Origin of the sequence: Kosakonia sp. S57, assembly GCF_016516575.1 — a bacterium.
Classification (GTDB): domain Bacteria; phylum Pseudomonadota; class Gammaproteobacteria; order Enterobacterales; family Enterobacteriaceae; genus Kosakonia; species Kosakonia cowanii.
The window spans coordinates 1-21,606 of the sequence record NZ_JACVUL010000033.1; the positions used below are offsets into that span (position 1 = coordinate 1).

Here is a 21,606-nt window from a genome sequence, read left to right on the forward strand (position 1 = left end):
GCAAGCTGTTGTTTGCTTAGCGCCGTGTCGATGGAGGCGCATTATAGGGAGTTCTCCGCATCCCGCAATAGAAAAATGACATAAAAATGACTGACTGCTGCATTCCACAGCAAAAGCCGCCCTTATACGCATTTACGCACAGAGTTATCCACAAAGCGCCAAAAGTGGAAAAATTCCCGAGCGTTGCGCAAACGTTTTCGTTACAATGCCCGCGCAAAATTAATCCGCCCTGCCTGGGGTGTTAGCTGAATCTTCCCATAATAAAGAAGCGAAAATTCAGCTAACGCTCTCTGTTAAAGTCAAATCCAGGGGATTTACCATGCAACAACCTCGTCCAGTCCGCCGCGCCCTGCTCAGTGTTTCTGATAAGGCCGGTATCGTCGAATTCGCCCAGGCGCTCTCACAGCGTGGCGTCGAACTGCTCTCTACCGGCGGAACCGCTCGTCTGCTGGCAGATAAAGGCCTGCCGGTGACCGAAGTCTCCGACTACACCGGTTTCCCGGAAATGATGGATGGACGCGTAAAAACCCTGCACCCGAAAGTGCACGGCGGCATTCTCGGCCGTCGCGGCCAGGATGATGACATCATGGCGCAGCACGCCATCGCCCCAATCGATATGGTGGTGGTCAACCTCTACCCCTTCGCCCAGACCGTTGCCCGTGAAGGGTGCTCGCTGGAAGACGCCGTTGAGAATATCGATATCGGCGGCCCGACCATGGTGCGCTCCGCCGCGAAGAACCATAAAGATGTCGCCATCGTGGTTAAGAGCAGCGACTACACCACCATCATTAATGAAATGGATGCCAACGACGGCTCGCTGACGCTGGAAACCCGTTTCGACCTCGCGATCAAAGCCTTTGAGCACACCGCCGCTTACGACAGCATGATCGCCAACTACTTCGGCAGCCTGGTGCCCGCCTATCATGGTGAGAGCAAAGAGCCAGCTGGCCGCTTCCCGCGCACGCTGAACCTCAACTTCATTAAGAAGCAGGATATGCGCTACGGTGAAAACAGCCACCAGCATGCTGCCTTCTATATAGAAGAAGAGATCAAAGAGGCTTCCGTTGCCACCGCGCAGCAACTGCAGGGCAAAGCGCTCTCCTATAACAACATCGCCGATACCGACGCGGCGCTGGAGTGTGTGAAAGAGTTTGATGAGCCCGCCTGCGTGATTGTGAAACACGCCAACCCGTGCGGAGTCGCCGTCGGTGGCTCGATTGTTGATGCTTACGATCGCGCTTATAAAACCGACCCAACCTCAGCGTTCGGTGGCATTATCGCTTTCAACCGCGAACTGGATGCTGAAACGGCGCAGGCCATTATCTCCCGCCAGTTTGTGGAAGTGATTATCGCCCCTTCTGCCACTCAGGAAGCGCTGAGCATTACCGCCGCCAAACAGAACGTCCGCGTACTGGTCTGCGGCCAGTGGGCAGCGCGCGTACCGGGCCTCGATTTCAAACGCGTTAATGGCGGCCTGCTGGTTCAGGATCGCGACCTGAGCATGGTAACCGCTAATGAGCTGCGTGTGGTCAGCAAGCGCCAGCCGACCGAGCAGGAGCTGCGCGATGCGCTGTTCTGCTGGAAGGTAGCGAAGTTCGTTAAATCCAACGCCATTGTCTATGCCAAAGAGAACATGACCATCGGTATCGGCGCAGGCCAGATGAGCCGTGTCTACTCTGCCAAGATCGCCGGTATCAAAGCCGCTGACGAAGGGCTGGAAGTGAAAGGTTCCGCAATGGCTTCTGACGCCTTCTTCCCGTTCCGGGATGGTATTGATGCCGCCGCCGCTGTCGGCGTGAGCTGCGTTATCCAGCCGGGCGGATCTATCCGCGATGACGAAGTGATTGCCGCCGCTGACGAGCACGGCATCGCGATGATCTTCACCGACATGCGTCACTTCCGCCATTAATCTACGGAGCAGAGAATGAAAGTATTAGTGATTGGTAACGGCGGGCGCGAACACGCGCTGGCCTGGAAAGCTGCCCAGTCTAAACGGGTTGAAACTGTCTTTGTCGCACCGGGTAACGCAGGCACAGCGCTGGAGCCGACGCTGCAAAACGTGGCGATTAGCGCAACGGATATTCCGGCGCTGGTTAATTTCGCCCAGAGCGAGAAGATCGATCTGACCATCGTCGGCCCGGAAGCGCCGCTGGTGATTGGCGTGGTTGATGCCTTTCGCGCGCAGGGGCTGAAAATTTTTGGCCCGACCCAAGGCGCGGCACAGCTGGAGGGCTCCAAAGCCTTCACCAAAGATTTCCTCGCCCGCCACAATATTCCGACGGCGGAGTACCAGAACTTTACCGAGGTAGAGCCAGCGCTGGCTTACCTGCGCGAGAAAGGCGCGCCGATTGTCATCAAAGCTGACGGTCTGGCAGCCGGTAAAGGGGTGATTGTCGCCATGACGCTGGAAGAGGCGGAAGCGGCAGTCAACGATATGCTCGCCGGTAACGCCTTTGGCGATGCGGGCCACCGCATTGTGATTGAGGAGTTTCTCGACGGCGAAGAGGCGAGCTTTATTGTGATGGTCGACGGCGAGCATGTGCTGCCGATGGCAACCAGCCAGGATCACAAACGCGTCGGCGACGGCGATACCGGCCCGAATACCGGCGGTATGGGCGCGTACTCCCCGGCGCCGGTGGTGACCGATGAAGTCCACCAGCGGGCAATGGACCAGGTCATCTGGCCAACCGTACGCGGCATGGCGGCAGAAGGGAATACCTACACCGGTTTCCTCTATGCCGGGCTGATGATCGATAAGCAGGGCAACCCGAAGGTGATCGAGTTCAACTGCCGCTTTGGCGACCCGGAGACGCAGCCGATTATGCTGCGCCTGCAATCAGACCTGGTAGAGCTCTGCCTGGCAGCCTGTGACGGCAAGCTGGATGAGAAAGTCTCGAAATGGGATGCGCGCGCGTCGCTTGGTGTGGTGATGGCAGCCGGAGGCTATCCGGGTAACTATCGCACTGGAGATCAGATCCACGGCCTGCCGTTGGAAGAGGTGGCGGACGGAAAAGTTTTCCACGCCGGTACCACGCTTGCTGACGACGATCGGGTGCTGACCAACGGCGGACGTGTGCTGTGCGTGACCGCGCTTGGTGACACCGTTGCCGAAGCGCAGCAGCGCGCTTATGCGCTGATGACCGATATCCACTGGGATGGCAGCTTTAGCCGCAGCGATATTGGTTACCGCGCGATTGCCCGCGAACAGGGCAACAAGTAGCACGCGCTTCACGGCCGGGTGGGATTGTGCTTATCCGGCGTTCAGAAGGCGAATTGCCGGATGGCACTGCGCTTATCCGGCCTACAAAACTGTGCCGTGGTCATTGCCGGATGGCGCTCCGCTTATCCGGCCTACAAAACCGTGCCGTGGTCATTGCCGGGTGGCGCTGCGCTTACCCGGCCTACGGAACACATCTCACTGTCGTGAAAGCGCTTTTCGTAGGCCCGATAAGGCATCGCCGCCATCGGGCAACACACCGATGGCACCAACGCTAAAAATTCTTCTCTGTCGGCTGCCAGTGACAGAAATCCTCATTCGCCACCAGCAACAGCTGTGCCCCTTCCGGCGCTTCCAGCCACGCCACGCTCACCGCCAGCGACGAATGGCTCTGGCGCTGCGCAATATGGTTTAACGCCCACGTATCAAGCTCTGGCTTCACGGTCTGCCCTTCGCAGGTCTGCACCGTGTTATTTGCCTGCCACCGCCCCTGACGCAACACAACCCGTCCCTGACGCAGCGCATCGCTGGTCTGGCGGATCTGTTCGGCGCGGTAGCGATAAAGCGCAATCTGGTCGCTGGAGAGCTGCTGCTTCTGGCCGTTCACTTCGCGTTGCATAAAGCTCAACTCGCCGCGATCGTCAAAACGCACACGAATATGCTCAGGCGGGTTGGCGTAGATATTGAGTTCGATAAGGGTTAGCGCATCGCCTTGCCAGCGATACTCAGCTAAAGAGGTGTTCCCACGGTGCCACGGGCTAAATGCGGAGAGCAGGTGGGTCTCACCGCCTGAATCTTTACGCCAGATGCGTATTGCGCCCTGATCGCCGGCGAAACCGCTGGCGGTAAAGGGCGGCAATGACGAATCGTGGCTACAGGCGGCAAGCAGCAGTGCGCCGACCAGCAAAAGCGGGCGACGCCAGTATGACAAAAGGGGCGTTACCGCCCCTTCGACAAAACTGTTCACTGCCATGCTGTCTTACTTAACAGCGTCTTTCAGTGCTTTGCCAGAAACAAATGCCGGCACGTTAGCTGCGGCGATTTTGATTTCTTTACCGGTCTGCGGGTTGCGGCCAGTACGCTCAGCGCGGTGGTTCACTTTGAAAGTGCCGAAACCAACCAGTTGTACCGCATCGCCTTCTTTCAGAGACTCAGTAATGGCAGCCAGGGTGGATTCCAGTGCAGCTTTCGCTTGCGCTTTAGACAGATCAGCCTTGTCTGCAATTACATCAATCAGTTGAGTCTTGTTCATAAGTTATCCTTTCAATGTGTTTATCGCTTGCTAAGCATCGAGTGCGACGGAAATGCCTCAAAAGCACTCTCCTGCATACACGCACCGATAGCCACTTTTTTTCGCCCCCCAAATGTAGACCAGACGGGGGTCAGAAGGGAAGCCTTCAGGCGCGACAAAACAGGCCTTAAATCACGTTTTATTGTCTCATTGCTGCAAATTTATACCGATATTACTCTCGCCAGCCTCGCGCAGGTCTGCGCGCAAGCCTTTGATCAGGTCAATATCACGCTCTTCGCAGGCGGCCAAAAGGCGGAAAATCTCCCACTGAATGTCCCATTCCTGCTCTACAGCGGGGTTGAGACCCAGCTCTTCATCGGTCATTTCGCGGCCCTGCTGCGTCATTTCCAGCATCGCGACGGTGGTGATCGAGGTCTTGCTGACCTCAATGGCGTGTTCCAGCGTTTCACCGCTCAGACGCGAATGAATCAACTCGCTCAGCGCGACACAGGCGTCAATCGCCGGGTAGACACCGTAGAGATCGTAATCCTCTGCGGCGGGGATCCCCTCTTCCAGCTTCTCAAGCTGGCTGTCGAAATTGACCTTCGCATCTTTGACGGTCTCTGTTTCCCACACCAGGTCAAGGATACGGCGATAGAGCTGCGCATCGCCAAAGCCGGTCTGGCGGCAGAACAGCGCATAGTTGGGGTACATGCGCTCGCACAGACAGGCCATGAAAACAACGTGCTGCCAGCTTTCCTGCTTTTCCAGTCGCAGATGAATCGGGTTTTGTAACATGATCGCTTCTCAAAAACGGTAATGCGCCGCAGTTTACCCGATATCGCGCTGAATTGCCTGCCATCGCGCAAAGGCGGGGCGACCCGATGCCACGGCGTCTGCCCAGCGCGTTGGCTCCGGCAAGCGGTAGCCCTTCATGCAGCGCTGCACCCACGCCAGCGCAGTATCCTGGCTGACGCGATGACCGGTAGCGACGAAGAGCGGATTACAGCGCGCTTTACTGCGCCATACCCACGCCAACTGTTCGCCTTTATCCATCAGCGGCGATAGCGCACCGGGCTCATCGGCCAGCGGTTCGAACTTCCCGCACAGCCGTTTTTTCGCCACGCCGATGGTCGGCACATCCACCAGCAGGCCAAAATGGCTGGCAACGCCAAGGCGGCGCGGATGGGAGATCCCATGCCCGTCGACAAAAAGTAAATCGGGTTTTTGCGACAGCATCTCCCAGGCCGCCAGCAGCGCGGGATACTCACGAAATGAGAGGAAGCCGGGAATATAGGGCATGGTGGTGGCTATACGCGCCACCTGATACTCAACCAGTTCAAGCGAAGGCCAGGTGAGCAGCACCATTGCCGCCCGCGTCACTTCGCCACCCTGCTCGAAACCGACATCCGCCCCGCCGATCAACGTCGGCGGATCTTTATCAAGACGATCCTCGCGGATCACGGAAGAGGCCAGTTCAAGTTGTTGTGCGCGTAGCGACGCGAGATCCATATTCACTCCTTATTGATGCCAGGGCGCCGACAGACGGTGAACCGCCTCGACAAATACTCCTGCATGTTCCGGTGGGACATCCTGGTGGATGCCGTGACCGAGGTTAAATACATGGCCTTCGCCTTTGCCAAAGCCAGAGAGAATTGTAGACACTTCTTCCTCAATGCGTGCAGGCGGCGCATAAAGCATGGAGGGATCCATGTTGCCCTGCAGCGCCACTTTGTCGCCAACGCGACGGCGCGCATCGCCAATATCGGTGGTCCAGTCGAGGCCGAGCGCATCGCAGCCGGTCGCCGCCATCGCTTCCAGCCACTGGCCGCCGCCTTTGGTAAACAGGGTCACCGGCACGCGACGCCCCTCGTTTTCACGCAGCAGGCCATCGACGATTTTATGCATGTAGTAGAGAGAGAACTGCTGGTAGTCGCGCCCGGTCAGCACGCCGCCCCAGGTGTCGAAGATCATCACTGACTGTGCGCCCGCGCGGATCTGCGCGTTGAGATAGGAGGTGACGCTCTGCGCCAGCTTATCCAGCAGTGCATGCAGCACCAGCGGCTCGGCGTACATCATCTTTTTGATTTTGGTAAACGCTTTGCTGCTGCCGCCTTCAATCATGTAGGTCGCCAGCGTCCACGGGCTGCCGGAAAAACCAATCAGCGGCACTTCGCCTTTCAGCTCACGGCGAATAGTGCGCACGGCGTTCATCACGTAACCCAGCTCATCCTCCGGGTCCGGCACCGGCAGCTTGTCCACATCCGCTTTACAGGTGATGGGATGGCTAAAACGCGGCCCTTCACCGGCTTCGAAATAGAGCCCCAGCCCCATCGCATCCGGCACCGTCAGGATATCGGAGAAGAGGATCGCCGCATCCAGCTTGTAGCGGCGCAGCGGCTGCATCGTCACTTCACAGGCCAGCTCCGCATTGCGGCACAGCGACATAAAGTCGCCGGCTTGCGCACGGGTCGCCTTATATTCCGGCAAATAGCGGCCTGCCTGGCGCATCATCCATACCGGCGTCATATCTACTGGCTGGCGCTGAAGCGCGCGCAGGTAACGATCGTTTTTCAGTTCGGTCATTGTCAGTTCCTCAAGCGTCAGGCCGCCAGTATATACACCTTATTCGCTCTCTGCCCGACACATCGCCACGGTATCCTCGATCAGGCGGCGCGCGACGGTACCCGGCGGCGGAAGCAGCGGCAGGTCGTCGTAGCGATACCAGCCGGCATCGATCAGCTCTTTGGTATCAATGACGATCTCACCGCTCTCATACTCGGCCATAAACGCAGTCATTAATGATTGCGGGAAGGGCCACGGCTGGGAGGTGACATAACGCAGGTTCTTGATTTTAATCCCGCTCTCCTCCATCACCTCGCGCGCTACCGCCTGCTCCAGCGTCTCGCCGACTTCAACAAATCCGGCCAGCACGGTATACACGCCATTACGATGACGCGTATGCTGGGCAAGTAGCAGGCTGTCATCGCGGCGAATAGCGACAATAATGCAGGGGGCAATTTGTGGATAGTAGCGTTCCCGGCAGTGGTCGCAGAGCATCGCCCACTCGGTTTTGCTGGGGTGCATGGTGTGCCCACAGTAGCCACAAAACTGATGCGACCGGTAAAACTCGGCCAGCTGCACGCCGCGCCCGGCTAACTGGAACAGCGCGGTATCCTGATCGATCAGTAAACGTACCGATCCCATCTCGCTGGAGCGCTGTTGGCGAACAAGCCAGACGCTCTCTCCCTGCCATTCGCCGATAATTTGCGCGGGTTGACCCACAAGATCGAAATTTCCTGCCTCTCCATGTGGTAATTCTCCAGCGGGCAACCATAATTTTTGTTCATGGCTGACTATCCACCAGCCACGGTGATGAGCTTCAAGAGTTTGTACCATTGCGCGACCTTAGCTTCACTGGCATGTTATTAACATTATTATTACATCATTTTTAATCTTACATTTTGCGGAGTCATTTATGCTGAACCAGTTAGAAAGCCTGACAGAACGACTGGGGGGAAGTAACAAGCTTATCGATTTCTGGCTCAACGAACGTAAGCAGCTTCTCATCTCCTATTACAACCTGGTGGGGATCAAGCCGGGCAAAGGGTCGTACATGCAGCTTAACGAAAAAGCGCTGGATGATTTTTGCCATAACCTGGTTGAATACCTTTCCGCCGGTCATTTCACTATTTATGAACGCATCATCAATGAAATGGAAGGCGCCAGCCCACTTTTAGCGGCGACTCAGCTCTACCCGCAGCTTGAAGCCAATACCGTTGAAATCATGAAACATTATGATTCCAGCCTCGAACAGTCCATCGATGATGACAACTGCATGGAGTTCCAGCAGGCTCTCTCAGACATCGGTGAAGCGCTGGCGGCGCGTTTTACGCTGGAAGATCAGCTGATCACGCTGGCGTTCGATAACCACCTCAGCGAAAGCGCCAATGATGAAACCGGGATGGCGCGCCCGGCTTGAGTTCTTAACCAATAACGCGTAGTTTAAAAAACAGTCCCCCGCTTCGGGCGGGGGTTTTTCTTGTCGGAGTGCCACTCTTTTACACCCACGCTTTCTGAAAGCTGAGGTGTAAAAAGGCTGAGACCGTTAATTCGGGATCCGCGGAACCTGATCAGGCTAATACCTGCGAAGGGAACAAGAGTAATCCATCCACCACACCACCCTCACGGGCGGTTTGCTGCCATTACTCCATCCGTCGTCTGACAAGCCATCTCCTTTAACACTGGAATGAGCTATGTCTACTACTCAATATTCACGCCGTGAACAACGCGCCCAGGCGCAACACTTTATCGATACGCTGGAAGGCACCGCTTTCCCCAACTCCCGCCGCATCTACCTCACTGGCTCACAGCCCGATATTCGCGTGCCAATGCGTGAAATCCAGCTCAGCCCGACGCTCGTCGGCGGTGCCAAAACCGCCCCGCAGTATGAAGAGAACGAGGCGGTGCCGGTGTATGACACCTCCGGTCCGTACGGCGATCCGGCGATTGCCATTGATGTGCAGCAGGGGCTGGCTAAGCTGCGCGCAGCGTGGATTGCCGCCCGCGATGACAGCGAAGAGCTAGACCATCGCAGTTCGGCCTATACCAACCAACGCCTGGCGGATGACGGCCTTGATGCGCTGCGTTTTAGCGGCCTGCTGACGCCGCGCCGCGCCAAAGCGGGTAGATGCGTGACGCAGCTGCACTATGCCCGTTTGGGCATCATTACCCCCGAAATGGAATTTATCGCCCTGCGCGAAAATATGGGACGCGAGCGCATTCGCAGTGAAGTATTGCGTCGCCAGCACCCTGGAGAAGGCTTTGGCGCGCGGCTGCCCGAAAACATTACGCCAGAGTTTGTCCGCGCTGAAGTGGCGGCGGGCCGGGCCATCATTCCCGCCAACATCAACCATCCTGAATCAGAGCCGATGATCATTGGCCGCAACTTCCTGGTGAAAGTGAACGCCAATATCGGCAACTCTGCTGTCACCTCATCAATTGAAGAAGAGGTGGAGAAGCTGGTGTGGTCAACCCGCTGGGGCGCGGATACGGTGATGGATCTCTCTACCGGTCGCTATATTCATGAAACCCGCGAGTGGATCCTGCGTAACAGCCCGGTGCCGATCGGCACGGTTCCGATCTACCAGGCGCTCGAAAAGGTTAATGGGATCGCTGAAGATCTCAGTTGGTCAGTGTTCCGCGACACCCTGCTGGAGCAGGCGGAACAGGGAGTCGACTACTTCACCATCCATGCCGGTGTGCTGCTGCGCTATGTGCCGATGACCGCGCAGCGCCTGACGGGCATTGTCTCGCGCGGCGGCTCAATCATGGCGAAGTGGTGCCTTTCGCACCATCAGGAGAACTTCCTCTATACCCATTTCCGCGAGATCTGCGAGATTTGCGCCGCCTACGACGTCTCTCTCTCTTTGGGAGACGGCCTGCGCCCGGGATCGATTCAGGACGCCAATGACGAAGCGCAATTCGCCGAGCTGCATACGCTGGGTGAACTGACCAAAATCGCCTGGGAGTATGACGTGCAGGTGATGATTGAAGGCCCTGGCCATGTGCCGATGCAGATGATCCGCCGCAATATGACCGAAGAGCTGGAGAGCTGCCACGAAGCGCCCTTCTACACTCTTGGGCCGCTCACCACCGATATCGCGCCGGGCTATGACCACTTCACCTCCGGCATCGGCGCGGCAATGATTGGCTGGTTTGGCTGCGCGATGCTCTGCTATGTCACGCCGAAAGAGCACCTCGGCTTGCCGAACAAAGAGGATGTCAAACAGGGGCTGATTACCTACAAAATCGCCGCCCACGCTGCGGATCTGGCCAAAGGCCACCCTGGCGCGCAGATCCGCGATAACGCCATGTCGAAAGCGCGATTTGAGTTCCGCTGGGAAGATCAGTTTAACCTCGCCCTCGACCCCTTCACCGCCCGCGCCTATCACGATGAAACCCTGCCGCAAGAGTCGGGCAAAGTGGCGCACTTCTGCTCGATGTGCGGGCCGAAATTCTGCTCGATGAAGATTTCTCAGGAGGTACGTGACTACGCCGCTGCGCAGAGCATCGATGCGGGCATGGCGGATAAAGCCAGCGACTTCCGCGCCCGCGGCGGGGAGATCTACCTGAAACAGGAGGAGGCGTAATGTACCAGCCTGATTTCCCGCCGGTGCCCTTTCGCCTCGGGCTCTATCCGGTGGTCGATAGCGTGGAGTGGATCGCCCGCCTGCTGGATGCAGGCGTACGCACCCTGCAACTGCGGATCAAAGATAAGCGCGACGAAGAGGTGGAAGCGGACGTGATAGCCGCTATTGCCCTTGCGCGCCGTTACAACGCGCGGCTGTTTATCAATGATTACTGGCGGCTGGCGATTAAACACCAGGCCTACGGCGTGCATCTCGGTCAGGAAGATCTTGCGGCTACCGACTTAACCGCCATTCGCCAGGCCGGGCTGCGGCTCGGCCTCTCAACCCATGATGATATGGAAATTGACGTCGCGCTGGCGGCGCGCCCCTCCTATATCGCCCTTGGGCACGTTTTCCCGACGCAAACCAAGCAGATGCCCTCCGCTCCGCAGGGGCTGGCAACGCTTACGCGCCACGTTGCCCGGCTCGGCGACTATCCGACGGTGGCAATTGGCGGTATCAGCCTTTCGCGCGCGCCCGAGGTGCTGGCAACGGGCGTCGGCAGCATTGCCGTGGTGAGCGCCATTACCCAGGCGGATGAGTGGCAGCCGGCCACGCGGCAGCTGCTGGATCTCGCGGGGGTGGGCGATGAATGATCACGACTTTATGCGCTACAGCCGCCAGATCTTGCTGGAGGAGATCGCTATCGCCGGGCAACAGAAGCTGCTCGATGGCCGGGTATTGATTGTCGGCCTTGGCGGTCTTGGCGCACCGGCCGCCGCCTACCTGGCGGGCGCGGGTGTCGGCATGCTGGTGCTGGCGGATGATGACGCCGTGCACCTGAGCAACCTGCAACGGCAGATCCTCTTTACCTCGCGCGATATCAACCAACCCAAAGCCACGGTGACGGCAGAGCGGCTGCATCAGCTCAACCCGGAGATTGAACTGGTCTCTCTCTCACAGCGGCTCAGCGGCGACGCGCTGCTTGAAGAGGTCTCGCGCGCCGATGTGGTGCTCGATTGCAGCGATAACATGCAGACCCGCCAGGCGATTAACGCCGCCTGCGTGGCGCGTAATACGCCGCTGGTTTCTGCCAGCGCCGTCGGTTTTGGCGGCCAGTTGCTGGTGCTCACCCCGCCCTGGGAGCAGGGCTGCTACCGCTGCTTGTGGCCCGACGAGCGCGAACCGGAACGCAACTGCCGCACGGCGGGTATTGTTGGCCCGGTGGTCGGCATTATGGGGGCGATGCAGGCACTCGAAGCGATCAAGCTGTTAACCGGCATGCAGGCGGCGCAGGGGGAGCTGCGGCTGTTTGACGCCCGCACCAACCTGTGGCGCACCCTCGCATTGCAGCGCGCCAGCGCCTGCCCGGTCTGCGGAGGGCATCATGCAGATTCGCTTCAATGATGAACCGATGACCTGCGCACAAACGCTGAGCGTTGCCGACCTGCTTAAGGAGCTTGAACAGTTAAAGCCGGGCGTCGCGCTGGCGCTAAACGAGGCGATTCTGCCGCGCGAGCGCTGGGAAGAACAACAGTTGCAGGATGGCGATCGCATCCTGCTGTTTCAGGTTATCGCAGGGGGTTGAGATGTTACGTATTGCAGATAAAACCTTTTCCTCACGCCTCTTTACCGGCACGGGAAAATTCGCCACGCCGCAGCTGATGGTGGAGTCGATTCAGGCTGCGGGCAGCGAGCTGGTGACGCTGGCAATGAAGCGCGTCGATTTACGTCAGCGCAATGACGCTATTTTGCAGCCGCTGATAGACGCGGGCGTCACCCTGCTGCCAAACACCTCCGGCGCGAAAAATGCCGAAGAGGCGATCTTTGCCGCCCAACTGGCGCGAGAAGCGCTGGGCACACACTGGCTGAAGCTGGAGATCCACCCCGATGCGCGCTGGCTGCTGCCGGACCCTATCGAAACCCTGCGCGCGGCAGAAAAGCTGGTGCAGAGCGGGTTTGTGGTACTGCCCTACTGTGGCGCAGATCCGGTGTTATGCAAACGGCTGGAAGAGGTGGGGTGTGCCGCGGTGATGCCGCTCGGCGCGCCGATTGGCTCGAATCAGGGGCTGGAGACCCGCGCCATGCTGGAGATCATCATTGAGCAGGCCAGCGTGCCGGTAGTGATCGATGCCGGCATCGGCGCACCAAGCCATGCCGCGCTGGCGCTGGAGATGGGCGCGGATGCGGTGCTGGTCAACACCGCCATCGCCGTTGCGGATGATCCGGTCGCCATGGCGCGCGCGTTTCGTCTGGCGGTGGAAGCCGGGGCGCTGGCGCGTCGTGCCGTGCCGGGCGCGCGTCAACACTACGCAGCGGCCACCAGCCCGCTGACCGGCTTTCTGGAGACGCTGCAATGAATACCTTTACCGACCGCTGGCGGCAGCTGAACTGGGATGATATCCGCCTGCGTATTCACAGCAAGACCACCGCTGACGTCGAGCGCGCGCTTAACGCCCGGCAAGTGACCCGCGACGATATGATGGCCCTGCTCTCCCCGGCGGCCAGCGAGCTGCTGGAGCCGCTGGCGCAAAAAGCGCAGCGCCTGACCCGTCAGCGCTTTGGCAACACCGTCAGTTTTTATGTCCCGCTCTATCTGTCGAACCTCTGCGCTAATGACTGCACCTATTGCGGTTTCTCCATGAGCAACCATTTGAAGCGCAAAACGCTGGATGAGGAGGAGATCGCCCGCGAGTGCGCTGCCCTGCGTGAATTGGGGTTTGAGCATCTGCTGCTGGTCACCGGCGAGCATCAGGGAAAAGTGGGTATGGACTATTTTCGCCGCCATTTCCCTGCTATTCGCCGCCAGTTCGCCTCATTGCAGATGGAAGTGCAGCCGCTTTCTGAAGAGGAGTATCGCGAGCTAAAAGGGCTTGGGCTGGATGGCGTGATGGTCTACCAGGAGACCTACCACGAGGCGCAGTATGCCAGGCATCATCTGCGCGGCAAAAAGCAGGACTTTTTCTGGCGGCTGGAGACGCCGGATCGCCTTGGCCGTGCGGGGATCGATAAGATCGGCCTTGGCGCGTTGATGGGGTTATCCGACAGCTGGCGCGTCGACTGCTATATGGTGGCGGAGCATCTGCTCTGGTTACAGCAGCACTACTGGCAGAGCCGCTACTCGGTGTCGTTTCCTCGCCTGCGCCCCTGCGCGGGCGGGATCGAACCGGCGTCAATCATGGACGAGAAACAACTGGTGCAGACCATCTGCGCGTTTCGCCTGCTGGCACCGGATACCGAGCTGTCTCTGTCGACGCGCGAGTCGCCGCACTTTCGCGATCATGTTATTCCCCTCGCCATCAACAATGTCAGTGCGTTTTCTAAAACGCAGCCCGGCGGCTATGCCGACGATCACCCGGAGCTGGAGCAGTTCTCGCCCCATGATGGACGTCGCCCGGAGGCGGTCGCCGATGCGCTAATCGCCCGTGGGCTGCAACCGGTGTGGAAAGACTGGGATAGCTGGCTGGGACGTGTGCCGCAAAAAAAGAGTAATACGCTGATAAACGGTTAATTTTCTTGCGGCCTGTTACGTAAAGTGAAATTCGGGCGCTGGCACCACAGCGCCCGCTGCGGCAACCTTGCTTCGTCAGCGTACACTGACCGGAGCGGGCGCCGTTCCCCTCTCCCGCTCCGCCCCCCCTTTGGCAGGTACGCTGCTTATCACGCTGAAAAACAGCGTGACCAACGACGGTGATGCAAGGAGTGAAACGAAGTGATGTCAGGTTGTAACCGGTTTCACATTCGCTGCCCTTTCTTTGTGATGCCAGACACACAATCACCGTAAAGCGGTTGTTGAAGTCAACGCCGACGGATAATTATCAATCATCCCATCAACACCGAGGCTGACTATGAAAAACATCGTTTTATGCTGTGCAGCAGGTATGTCCACCAGCATGTTGGTGCAACGAATGAAAGACGCGGCGCAAAAGAAAGGCGTCGAGGTCACTATCAAAGCGGTTCCTGTTGCGGACTTTAAAGATGAGATTGCAACGGCAGATATCGTGTTGCTGGGGCCGCAGGTGAAGTATGAGCAGGCAAAACTGCAGGCGCAGGCCGAGCCGCTGGGCAAGAAGGTGGCGGTGATCGATATGATGGATTACGGCATGATGAAAGGCGATGTCGTACTGGAAAAAGCCCTTAAGCTGCTGGAGTGAGCGCGTGGAAGAGTTAGAAACCATCATTATGGAACTGCTGGTCAACGCCGGTGCGGCGCGCAGCCAGGCACTGACCGCGCTGCAGATGGCGCGGAAAGGCGATTTAGACGACGCGGAAAAAGCGATGGAGGAGTCACGCGAATTTGTTAAAGCCGCCCACAAAATCCAGACCCAGCTAATCGGTCTGGACGAAGGTACCGGTAAACTGCCGGTCAATCTGATCACCGTTCACTCGCAGGACCACCTGATGAACGCGATGGTCATCCAGGATCTGGCCGACGACCTGATTGAGATCTACCGCAGGCTTCCCCCGCGCGCTTGATTGTCGCTTCAGTCCCATAAGAGACGCCCGCTTTATCGGGCGTTTTTTATTGCTGCCAAAACGGTGAGGTGTATTCCGCGCCGTTTTATGGCACAACATGGCATTCGCCGATCGTAATCACCACCGCAGGTGCCTGATGCCCGCCATTCCCGTTCCGTTTTATACCCTCTCCCTGCTACTGATGCTGCTGGCGAAGGTCTGGCTACAACGCCCCTCCGGCTATCGCACCCTCGCCACCTTTATCACCGGCTGCGCGCTGCTAGTGCTGATGACGGCGCTGCGCTGGCAATTTGATGCGCTGATTTTGCGACAGCTACAGTCGATGCTGGCGATTGCGCTGCCGCCGCTGGCATGGCGCTGTTTTGCCCGCGTCACCGATCAAAGCCGCACCTCTGAACGCCTTGCCTCGCTGCTGCCGCCTGTCATCGCGCTGACGCTGAACCTGATTGCGCCTATGGCTACCGACTTTGTTCTGATGCTGCTCTACATCGGTTACGGCGGCGCGTTGATTTGGACCGCTTACCGGGGCGCGGATGCCTTTGTGCTGACGCGGTTAACAGATGCGCGTAGCACCTCGGTGATGGCCTTTCTTGCCGGGGCGTTTCTCTGCTTTAGCGGCCTGACCGATGTGGCGATTATGCTCGACTTCGCCTGGTATGACGGCTTGCAGGCACCGCGCCTCGTCGCCCTCTCGCAGGCGATACTGCTGCCGTTTATCTGCCTCGCCATTCTCTACAGCGGCAAGAAAATCCCCGCCGCTGATGAAACACCGCTAATACCGCCAGCCGACGTACAAAGCGTGGAGGTGGATAGCGATCTGGTGACGCTCTGCGAAAAGCTGGAGGCGCGTCTTACCGAACAGCAGCTGTTTCTCAATAGCGACCTGACGCTCGATCTGCTGGCGCGAAAATGGGTGATCCCTGCGCGCCAGATTTCACGCGCCGTCAATGCGGTGCGCGGCTGCAATGTCTCACAGTGGATTAATGGCTTTCGCATTCACCATGCCCAACACCTGCTGCTCACCACCGATGCGCCCGTCACCAGCATCATGCTGGATGCTGGCTTTGCTACCAAATCCAACTTCAACCGCGAGTTTGTGCGTATCAGCGGGGTGAGCCCGACTGAGTTTCGCCGCGCGGCGGGTAATCCAGCGCCTGTTGCAGAAAAGCCGTGATCGTGTCGCTAAGCCGCTGATGAATGTCAGCCCGGCTTAGCGAACCGCCATCCTCACACACAATCCCTTCGCCCGGATCCTGCGCCTCAATCAATGCTTTCGCGCCGGGCTTGCAGAGCTGCATAAAACTAAAGTGGGTTGCGCCCGTAACGCTTTGTGCCTGCTGCTTCGTCGCCGGAATGTAGTGTTGCAGATAGCCGGACTCCAGCCGGGCAGGTAACTCGTCGCTGTCGGCCTGCGCGGAGAGGATCAGCACCGGCACATTCAGTTGCGCAAGGCTTTCAGGCGTGAAACCGCGCGCCAGCCCCAAATCCAGCGAAACAACGGCTTTGATCAGCGGCTCGCGCTGGCTCTCCCTCAACGGAGCAGATGCCTCAGGACGATTGATGCCGAGGGCTGGGATCAGCTTACAGCCCGCCAGCGCGGGATGGCTTTTACAATCCGTTTGAAAACGTCCGGCATCGAAGCGCGCGCCTGCCAGCTCCATCACCGTCCAGCCACCCAGCGAGTGGCCGAGCGCAGCAATGCGTCGGGTATCCACCTGACCAGCAATAGCAGGATCGCCAATCAGGTCATTCATTACGCGGCGCAAATCGCGCGGCCGCTGCCAGAGCTGCCAGGCATCCTGCTGCACTTTATTGCGGGTGGTGGTGCCCGGATGATCGGGCGCGGCGACAATATACCCCTGCGCCGCCATGCGCTGCGCCAGCCAGTTAAGGTTGCGCCAGTTGCCGCCGTAACCGTGTGAAAGCAGCAATAAGGGATGTTTACCGGTTGCGGGCTGTGCGTTACGCAGAGCCGGTGTGCCGACAAAAACCGGGTTGTCGCCCACCGTTTCCGGAGTGCCGGTTTGTGTAGTGGGATACCAGATGGCGACATCGAGCGGGCGGGCTTTATCCTCTTGCAGATGCAGCTGGCGAAAGGCGGTGTCGGCATGGGTTATGCCGCTCAGAAGAAGCGTAAAAGAGAGAATGAGTGTGCGTAAGGACATCATGCGTTCCTGATGGGTTAACAGAACGCTGAGTGTGCCCGTCCCTTGTGCGGCGGGCGTCCTGAAACGCGATCGAGGACCGGTTTAGCGGATTTCAGGCATAAAAAAACCCGCCGAAGCGGGTTTTTATGACGAGAAACGATTACTCGTTGTCGGAACCGCCCAGACCTGCGTTCAGCAGTTCTGCGAGGCTCGCGGACGCGTCTTCCGCAGTGACCTGCGGTGCTGCCGGCAGTTCGCCAGCGGCGCGACGGCGCATACGATCCTGGTGGTACGCATAACCGGTACCGGCCGGGATCAGACGACCCACGATAACGTTCTCTTTCAGACCGCGCAGTTCGTCGCGTTTGCCCGCAACGGCTGCTTCGGTAAGCACACGAGTCGTCTCCTGGAACGATGCCGCGGAGATGAAGGACTCGGTCGCCAGAGACGCTTTGGTGATACCCAGCAGATCGCGTGCATAGGTTGCACTGATTTTGCCGTTCGATTCGAGATCGCGGTTAGCAATCTTGACGCGAGAGTATTCAACCTGCTCGCCTTCCAGGAACTCGGAGCTGCCCGCGTTCACAATGGTGGCTTTACGCAGCATCTGACGAACGATAACTTCGATGTGCTTATCGTTGATCTTAACGCCCTGCAGACGGTAAACGTCCTGTACTTCGTTGGTGATATAACGCGTTACCGCGTGTACGCCACGAAGACGCAGAATGTCGTGCGGTGCTTCCGGACCGTCGGAAACCACGTCACCACGTTCTACACGTTCACCTTCAAACACGTTGAGCTGACGCCATTTCGGGATCATCTCTTCGTACGGATCGCTACCGTCAACCGGCGTGATCACCAGACGGCGTTTCCCTTTGGTCTCTTTACCGAAGGAAATAATACCGCTGATTTCAGCCAGGATTGCCGGCTCTTTCGGACGACGTGCTTCGAACAGATCCGCAACGCGCGGCAGACCACCGGTAATATCCTTGGTACCGCCGGATTCCTGCGGAATACGTGCCAGGGTGTCACCGGAGCTGATCTGTACGCCATCTTCCAGCTGAACAATCGCTTTACCCGGCAGGAAGTACTGGGCAGGCATATCGGTGCCTGGGATCAGTACGTCGTTGCCATTGGCATCAACGATTTTCAGTGCCGGACGCAGGTCTTTACCGCCAGCGGTACGCTCTGCAGAGTCCAGAACCACCAGCGAAGAGAGACCGGTCAGTTCGTCAGTCTGACGGGTAATCGTCTGACCATCGATCATGTCGGTGAAGCGGATGAAACCAGCCACTTCGGTGATTACCGGCATGGTGTGCGGATCCCAGTTTGCAACGGTTTCACCGCCGGCAACCTGCTCGCCATCACCCTTCGCCATCACCGCACCGTAAGGCACTTTATAGCTCTCTTTGGTACGACCAAATTCGTCGATCAGTTTCAGCTCAGTGTTACGGGAGGTGACCACCAGCTTACCGCTGGAGTTAACAACCGACTTCGCATTGCTCAGACGGATGCTACCTTTGTTTTTCACCTGGATGCTGGATTCAGCAGCCGCACGCGATGCCGCACCACCGATGTGGAACGTACGCATCGTCAGCTGTGTACCCGGCTCACCGATGGACTGTGCTGCGATAACGCCGATGGCTTCACCTTTGTTGATGATGTGGCCACGCGCCAGGTCACGACCATAGCAGTGGGCGCACACACCAAAGTCGGTGTCGCAGGATACAACGGAACGCACTTTCACGGAGTCGACAGAGTTCGCTTCCAGCAGGTCACACCACTGTTCGTGCAGCAGCGTGTTGCGCGGAACCAGAATGTCTGCGGTGCCCGGCTTCAGAATGTCTTCAGCGGTCACACGACCCAGAACGCGATCGCGCAGCGGCTCTTTAACGTCGCCACCTTCGATAACCGGCGTCATGATGATCCCTTCGAGGGTTCCACAATCGTCTTCGGTTACAACCAGATCCTGTGCCACGTCAACCAGACGACGGGTCAGGTAACCGGAGTTCGCGGTTTTCAGTGCGGTATCCGCCAGACCTTTACGCGCACCGTGCGTGGAGATGAAGTACTGGAGTACGTTCAGACCTTCACGGAAGTTCGCAGTGATCGGCGTTTCGATGATGGAGCCATCCGGCTTCGCCATCAGACCACGCATACCAGCAAGCTGACGAATCTGGGCTGCAGAACCACGCGCACCGGAGTCGGCCATCATGTAGATGCTGTTAAAGGAAACCTGCTGCTCTTCAACGCCGTCACGGTTAATAACGGTTTCAGTCTGCAGGTTATCCATCATCGCTTTGGATACGCGATCGTTCGCCGCGGCCCAAATATCGATAACTTTGTTATAGCGTTCGCCCGCGGTAACCAGACCAGACTGGAACTGCTCCTGGATCTCAGCAACTTCGGCTTCCGCTTCGGAGATGATCTCGTGTTTCTTCTCCGGGATGACCATGTCATCGATACCAACGGATGCACCTGAACGCGCTGCATAAGCAAAGCCGGTGTACATCGTCTGGTCAGCGAAGATAACGGTCGGCTTCAGACCCAGAATGCGGTAACAGGTGTTCAGCATTTTGGAGATCGCTTTCTTGCCCAGCGCCTGGTTGACGATAGAGAAAGGCAGACCTTTCGGTACGATCATCCACAGAATGGCACGGCCAACGGTCGTGTCTTTCAGGCTGGTGGTCGCAACGAACTCGCCGTTAGCATCTTTTTCATATTCGGTGATACGCACTTTAACGCGCGCATGCAGAGAGGCCAGGCCAGCGCGGTAAATACGCTCAGCTTCTTTCGGGCCAGTCAGCACCATGCCTTCGCCTTTGGCGTTAACACAGTCACGGGTCATGTAGTAGAGACCCAGTACAACGTCCTGAGACGGAACGATGATTGGTTCGCCGTTCGCCGGAGACAGGATGTTGTTGGTAGACATCATCAGCGCACGCGCTTCCAGCTGGGCTTCCAGCGTCAGCGGTACGTGAACAGCCATCTGGTCACCATCGAAGTCGGCGTTATATGCCGCACAAACCAGCGGGTGCAGCTGGATCGCTTTACCTTCGATCAGTACCGGTTCAAACGCCTGGATACCCAGACGGTGCAGTGTTGGTGCACGGTTCAGCAGTACCGGGTGTTCGCGGATAACTTCGTCCAGGATATCCCAAACGACAGCTTCTTCGCGCTCAACCATTTTCTTCGCGGCTTTGATGGTGGTGGCGAGGCCACGCAGTTCCAGCTTGCCGTAAATGAACGGTTTGAACAGTTCCAGCGCCATTTTCTTCGGCAGACCGCACTGATGCAGACGCAGGTATGGACCTACGGTGATTACAGAACGACCGGAGTAGTCAACACGCTTACCGAGCAGGTTCTGACGGAAACGACCCTGCTTACCTTTGATCATATCGGCCAAAGATTTCAGCGGACGCTTGTTGGAACCGGTGATCGCACGACCGCGACGGCCGTTATCCAGCAGGGCGTCGACCGCTTCCTGCAGCATACGTTTTTCGTTGCGTACGATGATGTCCGGTGCCGCCAGATCCAGCAGACGTTTCAGACGGTTGTTACGGTTGATCACGCGACGGTACAGATCGTTCAGATCCGACGTTGCGAAACGACCACCGTCCAGCGGAACCAGCGGACGCAGGTCCGGCGGCAGCACTGGCAGAACGGTCAGGATCATCCACTCCGGCTTGTTACCAGACTGTACGAAGGCTTCCAGCAGCTTGATACGTTTGGTCAGCTTCTTACGTTTGGTTTCGGAGTTGGTTTCGTTCAGCTCTTCACGCAGCTGTTCGCACTCTTGCTCCAGATCCATGCTTTTCAGCAGGGCCTGGATCGCTTCTGCGCCCATCTTCGCGTCGAATTCGTCACCGAACTCTTCCAGCGCGTCCAGATACTGCTCTTCAGTCAGGATCTGGTTACGTTCCAGGTTGGTCATCCCACCTTCGATAACCACATAGGATTCGAAGTAGAGAACGCGTTCGATATCACGCAGCGGCATATCCAGCAGCAGACCGATACGGGACGGCAGTGATTTCAGGAACCAAATGTGCGCGGTCGGGGAAGCCAGTTCGATGTGGCCCATGCGCTCACGACGCACTTTAGTCTGGGTCACTTCAACGCCGCACTTCTCACAGATCACACCGCGGTGTTTCAGGCGCTTGTACTTACCGCACAGGCACTCGTAATCTTTTACTGGCCCGAAAATACGCGCACAGAAAAGGCCGTCACGCTCAGGTTTGAACGTACGGTAGTTGATGGTTTCTGGCTTCTTAACTTCACCAAAAGACCATGAACGGATCATGTCTGGCGAAGCCAGAGCAATTTTGATCGCATCAAACTCTTCGGTTTTAGTTTGCGCTTTCAGAAACTTTAATAAGTCTTTCACGGATTTGCTCCCGTCGGAGT

The 21,606-nt window shown here is 57.9% G+C and carries 20 protein-coding genes and 1 riboswitch; of the genes, 12 read left to right on the forward strand and 8 right to left on the reverse strand.

All coding sequences use genetic code 11. From position 1 onward, the window contains the following. The first annotated feature begins 319 nt into the window (after positions 1-319). On the forward strand, positions 320-1,909 hold the full coding sequence (gene purH / locus IAE48_RS22775; protein WP_200135681.1) for a bifunctional phosphoribosylaminoimidazolecarboxamide formyltransferase/IMP cyclohydrolase: 1,590 nt from the start codon (positions 320-322) through the stop codon (positions 1,907-1,909). A gap of 15 nt (positions 1,910-1,924) precedes the next feature. Continuing rightward, positions 1,925-3,220: a phosphoribosylamine--glycine ligase gene (gene purD, locus IAE48_RS22780; protein WP_200135682.1), complete on the forward strand. Its 1,296-nt coding sequence runs from the start codon at positions 1,925-1,927 to the stop codon at positions 3,218-3,220. Between the two features lie 271 nt (positions 3,221-3,491). Here the strand turns inward: purD and IAE48_RS22785 are convergent, their stop codons facing one another. The 6 genes from IAE48_RS22785 to nudC form a co-directional block, all read right to left on the reverse strand. Continuing rightward, positions 3,492-4,184, reverse strand: coding sequence for a DUF1481 domain-containing protein (locus tag IAE48_RS22785; protein WP_200135688.1), 693 nt, complete (start codon positions 4,182-4,184; stop codon positions 3,492-3,494). 12 nt (positions 4,185-4,196) lie between these two features. Further along, positions 4,197-4,469, reverse strand: coding sequence for a nucleoid-associated protein HU-alpha (gene hupA / locus IAE48_RS22790; protein WP_002884342.1), 273 nt, complete (start codon positions 4,467-4,469; stop codon positions 4,197-4,199). A gap of 186 nt (positions 4,470-4,655) precedes the next feature. Then, on the reverse strand, positions 4,656-5,246 hold the full coding sequence (locus IAE48_RS22795; RefSeq protein ID WP_023479398.1) for a YjaG family protein: 591 nt from the start codon (positions 5,244-5,246) through the stop codon (positions 4,656-4,658). 33 nt (positions 5,247-5,279) lie between these two features. Then, positions 5,280-5,960 (reverse strand): deoxyribonuclease V, encoded by a 681-nt coding sequence (gene nfi / locus IAE48_RS22800; RefSeq protein ID WP_034812663.1) that lies wholly within the window; start codon positions 5,958-5,960, stop codon positions 5,280-5,282. A gap of 9 nt (positions 5,961-5,969) precedes the next feature. Continuing rightward, entirely contained in the window at positions 5,970-7,034 is a 1,065-nt protein-coding gene (gene hemE, locus IAE48_RS22805) for a uroporphyrinogen decarboxylase (RefSeq protein WP_023479397.1), read from the reverse strand. A 39-nt stretch (positions 7,035-7,073) separates the two neighbouring features. Next, positions 7,074-7,847: an NAD(+) diphosphatase gene (nudC, locus tag IAE48_RS22810; RefSeq protein WP_128483874.1), complete on the reverse strand. Its 774-nt coding sequence runs from the start codon at positions 7,845-7,847 to the stop codon at positions 7,074-7,076. A 79-nt stretch (positions 7,848-7,926) separates the two neighbouring features. Between nudC and IAE48_RS22815 the strand changes: the two genes are divergently transcribed. The 10 genes from IAE48_RS22815 (at position 7,927) to IAE48_RS22860 (ending at position 16,229) form a co-directional block, all read left to right on the forward strand. Next, a complete protein-coding gene (locus IAE48_RS22815) occupies positions 7,927-8,430 on the forward strand; it encodes an Rsd/AlgQ family anti-sigma factor (RefSeq protein WP_023479394.1) in 504 nt (167 codons plus the stop codon). 54 nt (positions 8,431-8,484) lie between these two features. Continuing rightward, positions 8,485-8,621: riboswitch (TPP riboswitch) on the forward strand. Positions 8,622-8,704: 83 nt separating this feature from the next. Continuing rightward, positions 8,705-10,600 (forward strand): phosphomethylpyrimidine synthase ThiC, encoded by a 1,896-nt coding sequence (gene thiC / locus IAE48_RS22820; protein WP_200135683.1) that lies wholly within the window; start codon positions 8,705-8,707, stop codon positions 10,598-10,600. Beyond that, entirely contained in the window at positions 10,600-11,235 is a 636-nt protein-coding gene (gene thiE, locus IAE48_RS22825) for a thiamine phosphate synthase (protein WP_200135684.1), read from the forward strand. The genes thiC and thiE overlap by 1 nt, the downstream gene beginning before the upstream one ends. Continuing rightward, complete coding sequence (locus IAE48_RS22830; RefSeq protein WP_042716090.1) at positions 11,228-11,986, forward strand: HesA/MoeB/ThiF family protein; 759 nt, start codon at positions 11,228-11,230, stop codon at positions 11,984-11,986. The genes thiE and IAE48_RS22830 overlap by 8 nt, the downstream gene beginning before the upstream one ends. Continuing rightward, entirely contained in the window at positions 11,967-12,167 is a 201-nt protein-coding gene (gene thiS, locus IAE48_RS22835) for a sulfur carrier protein ThiS (RefSeq protein ID WP_042716089.1), read from the forward strand. The genes IAE48_RS22830 and thiS overlap by 20 nt, the downstream gene beginning before the upstream one ends. A gap of 1 nt (position 12,168) precedes the next feature. Next, complete coding sequence (gene thiG / locus IAE48_RS22840) at positions 12,169-12,939, forward strand: thiazole synthase (protein ID WP_042716087.1); 771 nt, start codon at positions 12,169-12,171, stop codon at positions 12,937-12,939. Next, positions 12,936-14,090 carry a 2-iminoacetate synthase ThiH gene (thiH, locus tag IAE48_RS22845; RefSeq protein WP_094419093.1) on the forward strand — a complete coding sequence of 385 codons (1,155 nt, stop codon included), beginning with the start codon at positions 12,936-12,938 and terminating at the stop codon, positions 14,088-14,090. The genes thiG and thiH overlap by 4 nt, the downstream gene beginning before the upstream one ends. Before the next feature lie 337 nt (positions 14,091-14,427). Next, on the forward strand, positions 14,428-14,733 hold the full coding sequence (locus IAE48_RS22850; RefSeq protein WP_023479403.1) for a PTS sugar transporter subunit IIB: 306 nt from the start codon (positions 14,428-14,430) through the stop codon (positions 14,731-14,733). A 4-nt stretch (positions 14,734-14,737) separates the two neighbouring features. After that, on the forward strand, positions 14,738-15,055 hold the full coding sequence (locus IAE48_RS22855) for a PTS lactose/cellobiose transporter subunit IIA (RefSeq protein WP_200135685.1): 318 nt from the start codon (positions 14,738-14,740) through the stop codon (positions 15,053-15,055). A gap of 136 nt (positions 15,056-15,191) precedes the next feature. Further along, positions 15,192-16,229 carry an AraC family transcriptional regulator gene (locus tag IAE48_RS22860; protein WP_200135686.1) on the forward strand — a complete coding sequence of 346 codons (1,038 nt, stop codon included), beginning with the start codon at positions 15,192-15,194 and terminating at the stop codon, positions 16,227-16,229. Here the strand turns inward: IAE48_RS22860 and IAE48_RS22865 are convergent. Together IAE48_RS22865 and rpoC are read right to left on the reverse strand one after the other, a co-directional pair. Next, positions 16,159-17,220, reverse strand: a complete 1,062-nt coding sequence (locus IAE48_RS22865; RefSeq protein WP_200135689.1) for an alpha/beta fold hydrolase — start codon at positions 17,218-17,220, stop codon at positions 16,159-16,161. The genes IAE48_RS22860 and IAE48_RS22865 overlap by 71 nt on opposite strands. A gap of 142 nt (positions 17,221-17,362) precedes the next feature. After that, positions 17,363-21,586, reverse strand: coding sequence for a DNA-directed RNA polymerase subunit beta' (rpoC, locus tag IAE48_RS22870; RefSeq protein ID WP_200135687.1), 4,224 nt, complete (start codon positions 21,584-21,586; stop codon positions 17,363-17,365). Between the last annotated feature and the right edge of the window lie 20 nt (positions 21,587-21,606).

Excerpts from the sequence above, each read along its gene's own strand:
- IAE48_RS22850 (WP_023479403.1), top strand. The coding sequence starts at position 14,428 with ATGAAAAACATCGTTTTATGCTGTGCAGCAGGTATGTCCACCAGCATG.
- purH (WP_200135681.1), top strand. The coding sequence starts at position 320 with ATGCAACAACCTCGTCCAGTCCGCCGCGCCCTGCTCAGTGTTTCTGAT.
- nudC (WP_128483874.1), bottom strand. The coding sequence starts at position 7,847 with ATGGTACAAACTCTTGAAGCTCATCACCGTGGCTGGTGGATAGTCAGC.
- IAE48_RS22865 (WP_200135689.1), bottom strand. The coding sequence starts at position 17,220 with ATGTCCTTACGCACACTCATTCTCTCTTTTACGCTTCTTCTGAGCGGC.
- thiH (WP_094419093.1), top strand. The coding sequence starts at position 12,936 with ATGAATACCTTTACCGACCGCTGGCGGCAGCTGAACTGGGATGATATC.
- IAE48_RS22830 (WP_042716090.1), top strand. The coding sequence starts at position 11,228 with ATGAATGATCACGACTTTATGCGCTACAGCCGCCAGATCTTGCTGGAG.
- thiS (WP_042716089.1), top strand. The coding sequence starts at position 11,967 with ATGCAGATTCGCTTCAATGATGAACCGATGACCTGCGCACAAACGCTG.
- thiE (WP_200135684.1), top strand. The coding sequence starts at position 10,600 with ATGTACCAGCCTGATTTCCCGCCGGTGCCCTTTCGCCTCGGGCTCTAT.
- IAE48_RS22795 (WP_023479398.1), bottom strand. The coding sequence starts at position 5,246 with ATGTTACAAAACCCGATTCATCTGCGACTGGAAAAGCAGGAAAGCTGG.
- purD (WP_200135682.1), top strand. The coding sequence starts at position 1,925 with ATGAAAGTATTAGTGATTGGTAACGGCGGGCGCGAACACGCGCTGGCC.
- nfi (WP_034812663.1), bottom strand. The coding sequence starts at position 5,960 with ATGGATCTCGCGTCGCTACGCGCACAACAACTTGAACTGGCCTCTTCC.
- hupA (WP_002884342.1), bottom strand. The coding sequence starts at position 4,469 with ATGAACAAGACTCAACTGATTGATGTAATTGCAGACAAGGCTGATCTG.
- IAE48_RS22860 (WP_200135686.1), top strand. The coding sequence starts at position 15,192 with ATGCCCGCCATTCCCGTTCCGTTTTATACCCTCTCCCTGCTACTGATG.
- hemE (WP_023479397.1), bottom strand. The coding sequence starts at position 7,034 with ATGACCGAACTGAAAAACGATCGTTACCTGCGCGCGCTTCAGCGCCAG.
- IAE48_RS22815 (WP_023479394.1), top strand. The coding sequence starts at position 7,927 with ATGCTGAACCAGTTAGAAAGCCTGACAGAACGACTGGGGGGAAGTAAC.
- thiG (WP_042716087.1), top strand. The coding sequence starts at position 12,169 with ATGTTACGTATTGCAGATAAAACCTTTTCCTCACGCCTCTTTACCGGC.
- thiC (WP_200135683.1), top strand. The coding sequence starts at position 8,705 with ATGTCTACTACTCAATATTCACGCCGTGAACAACGCGCCCAGGCGCAA.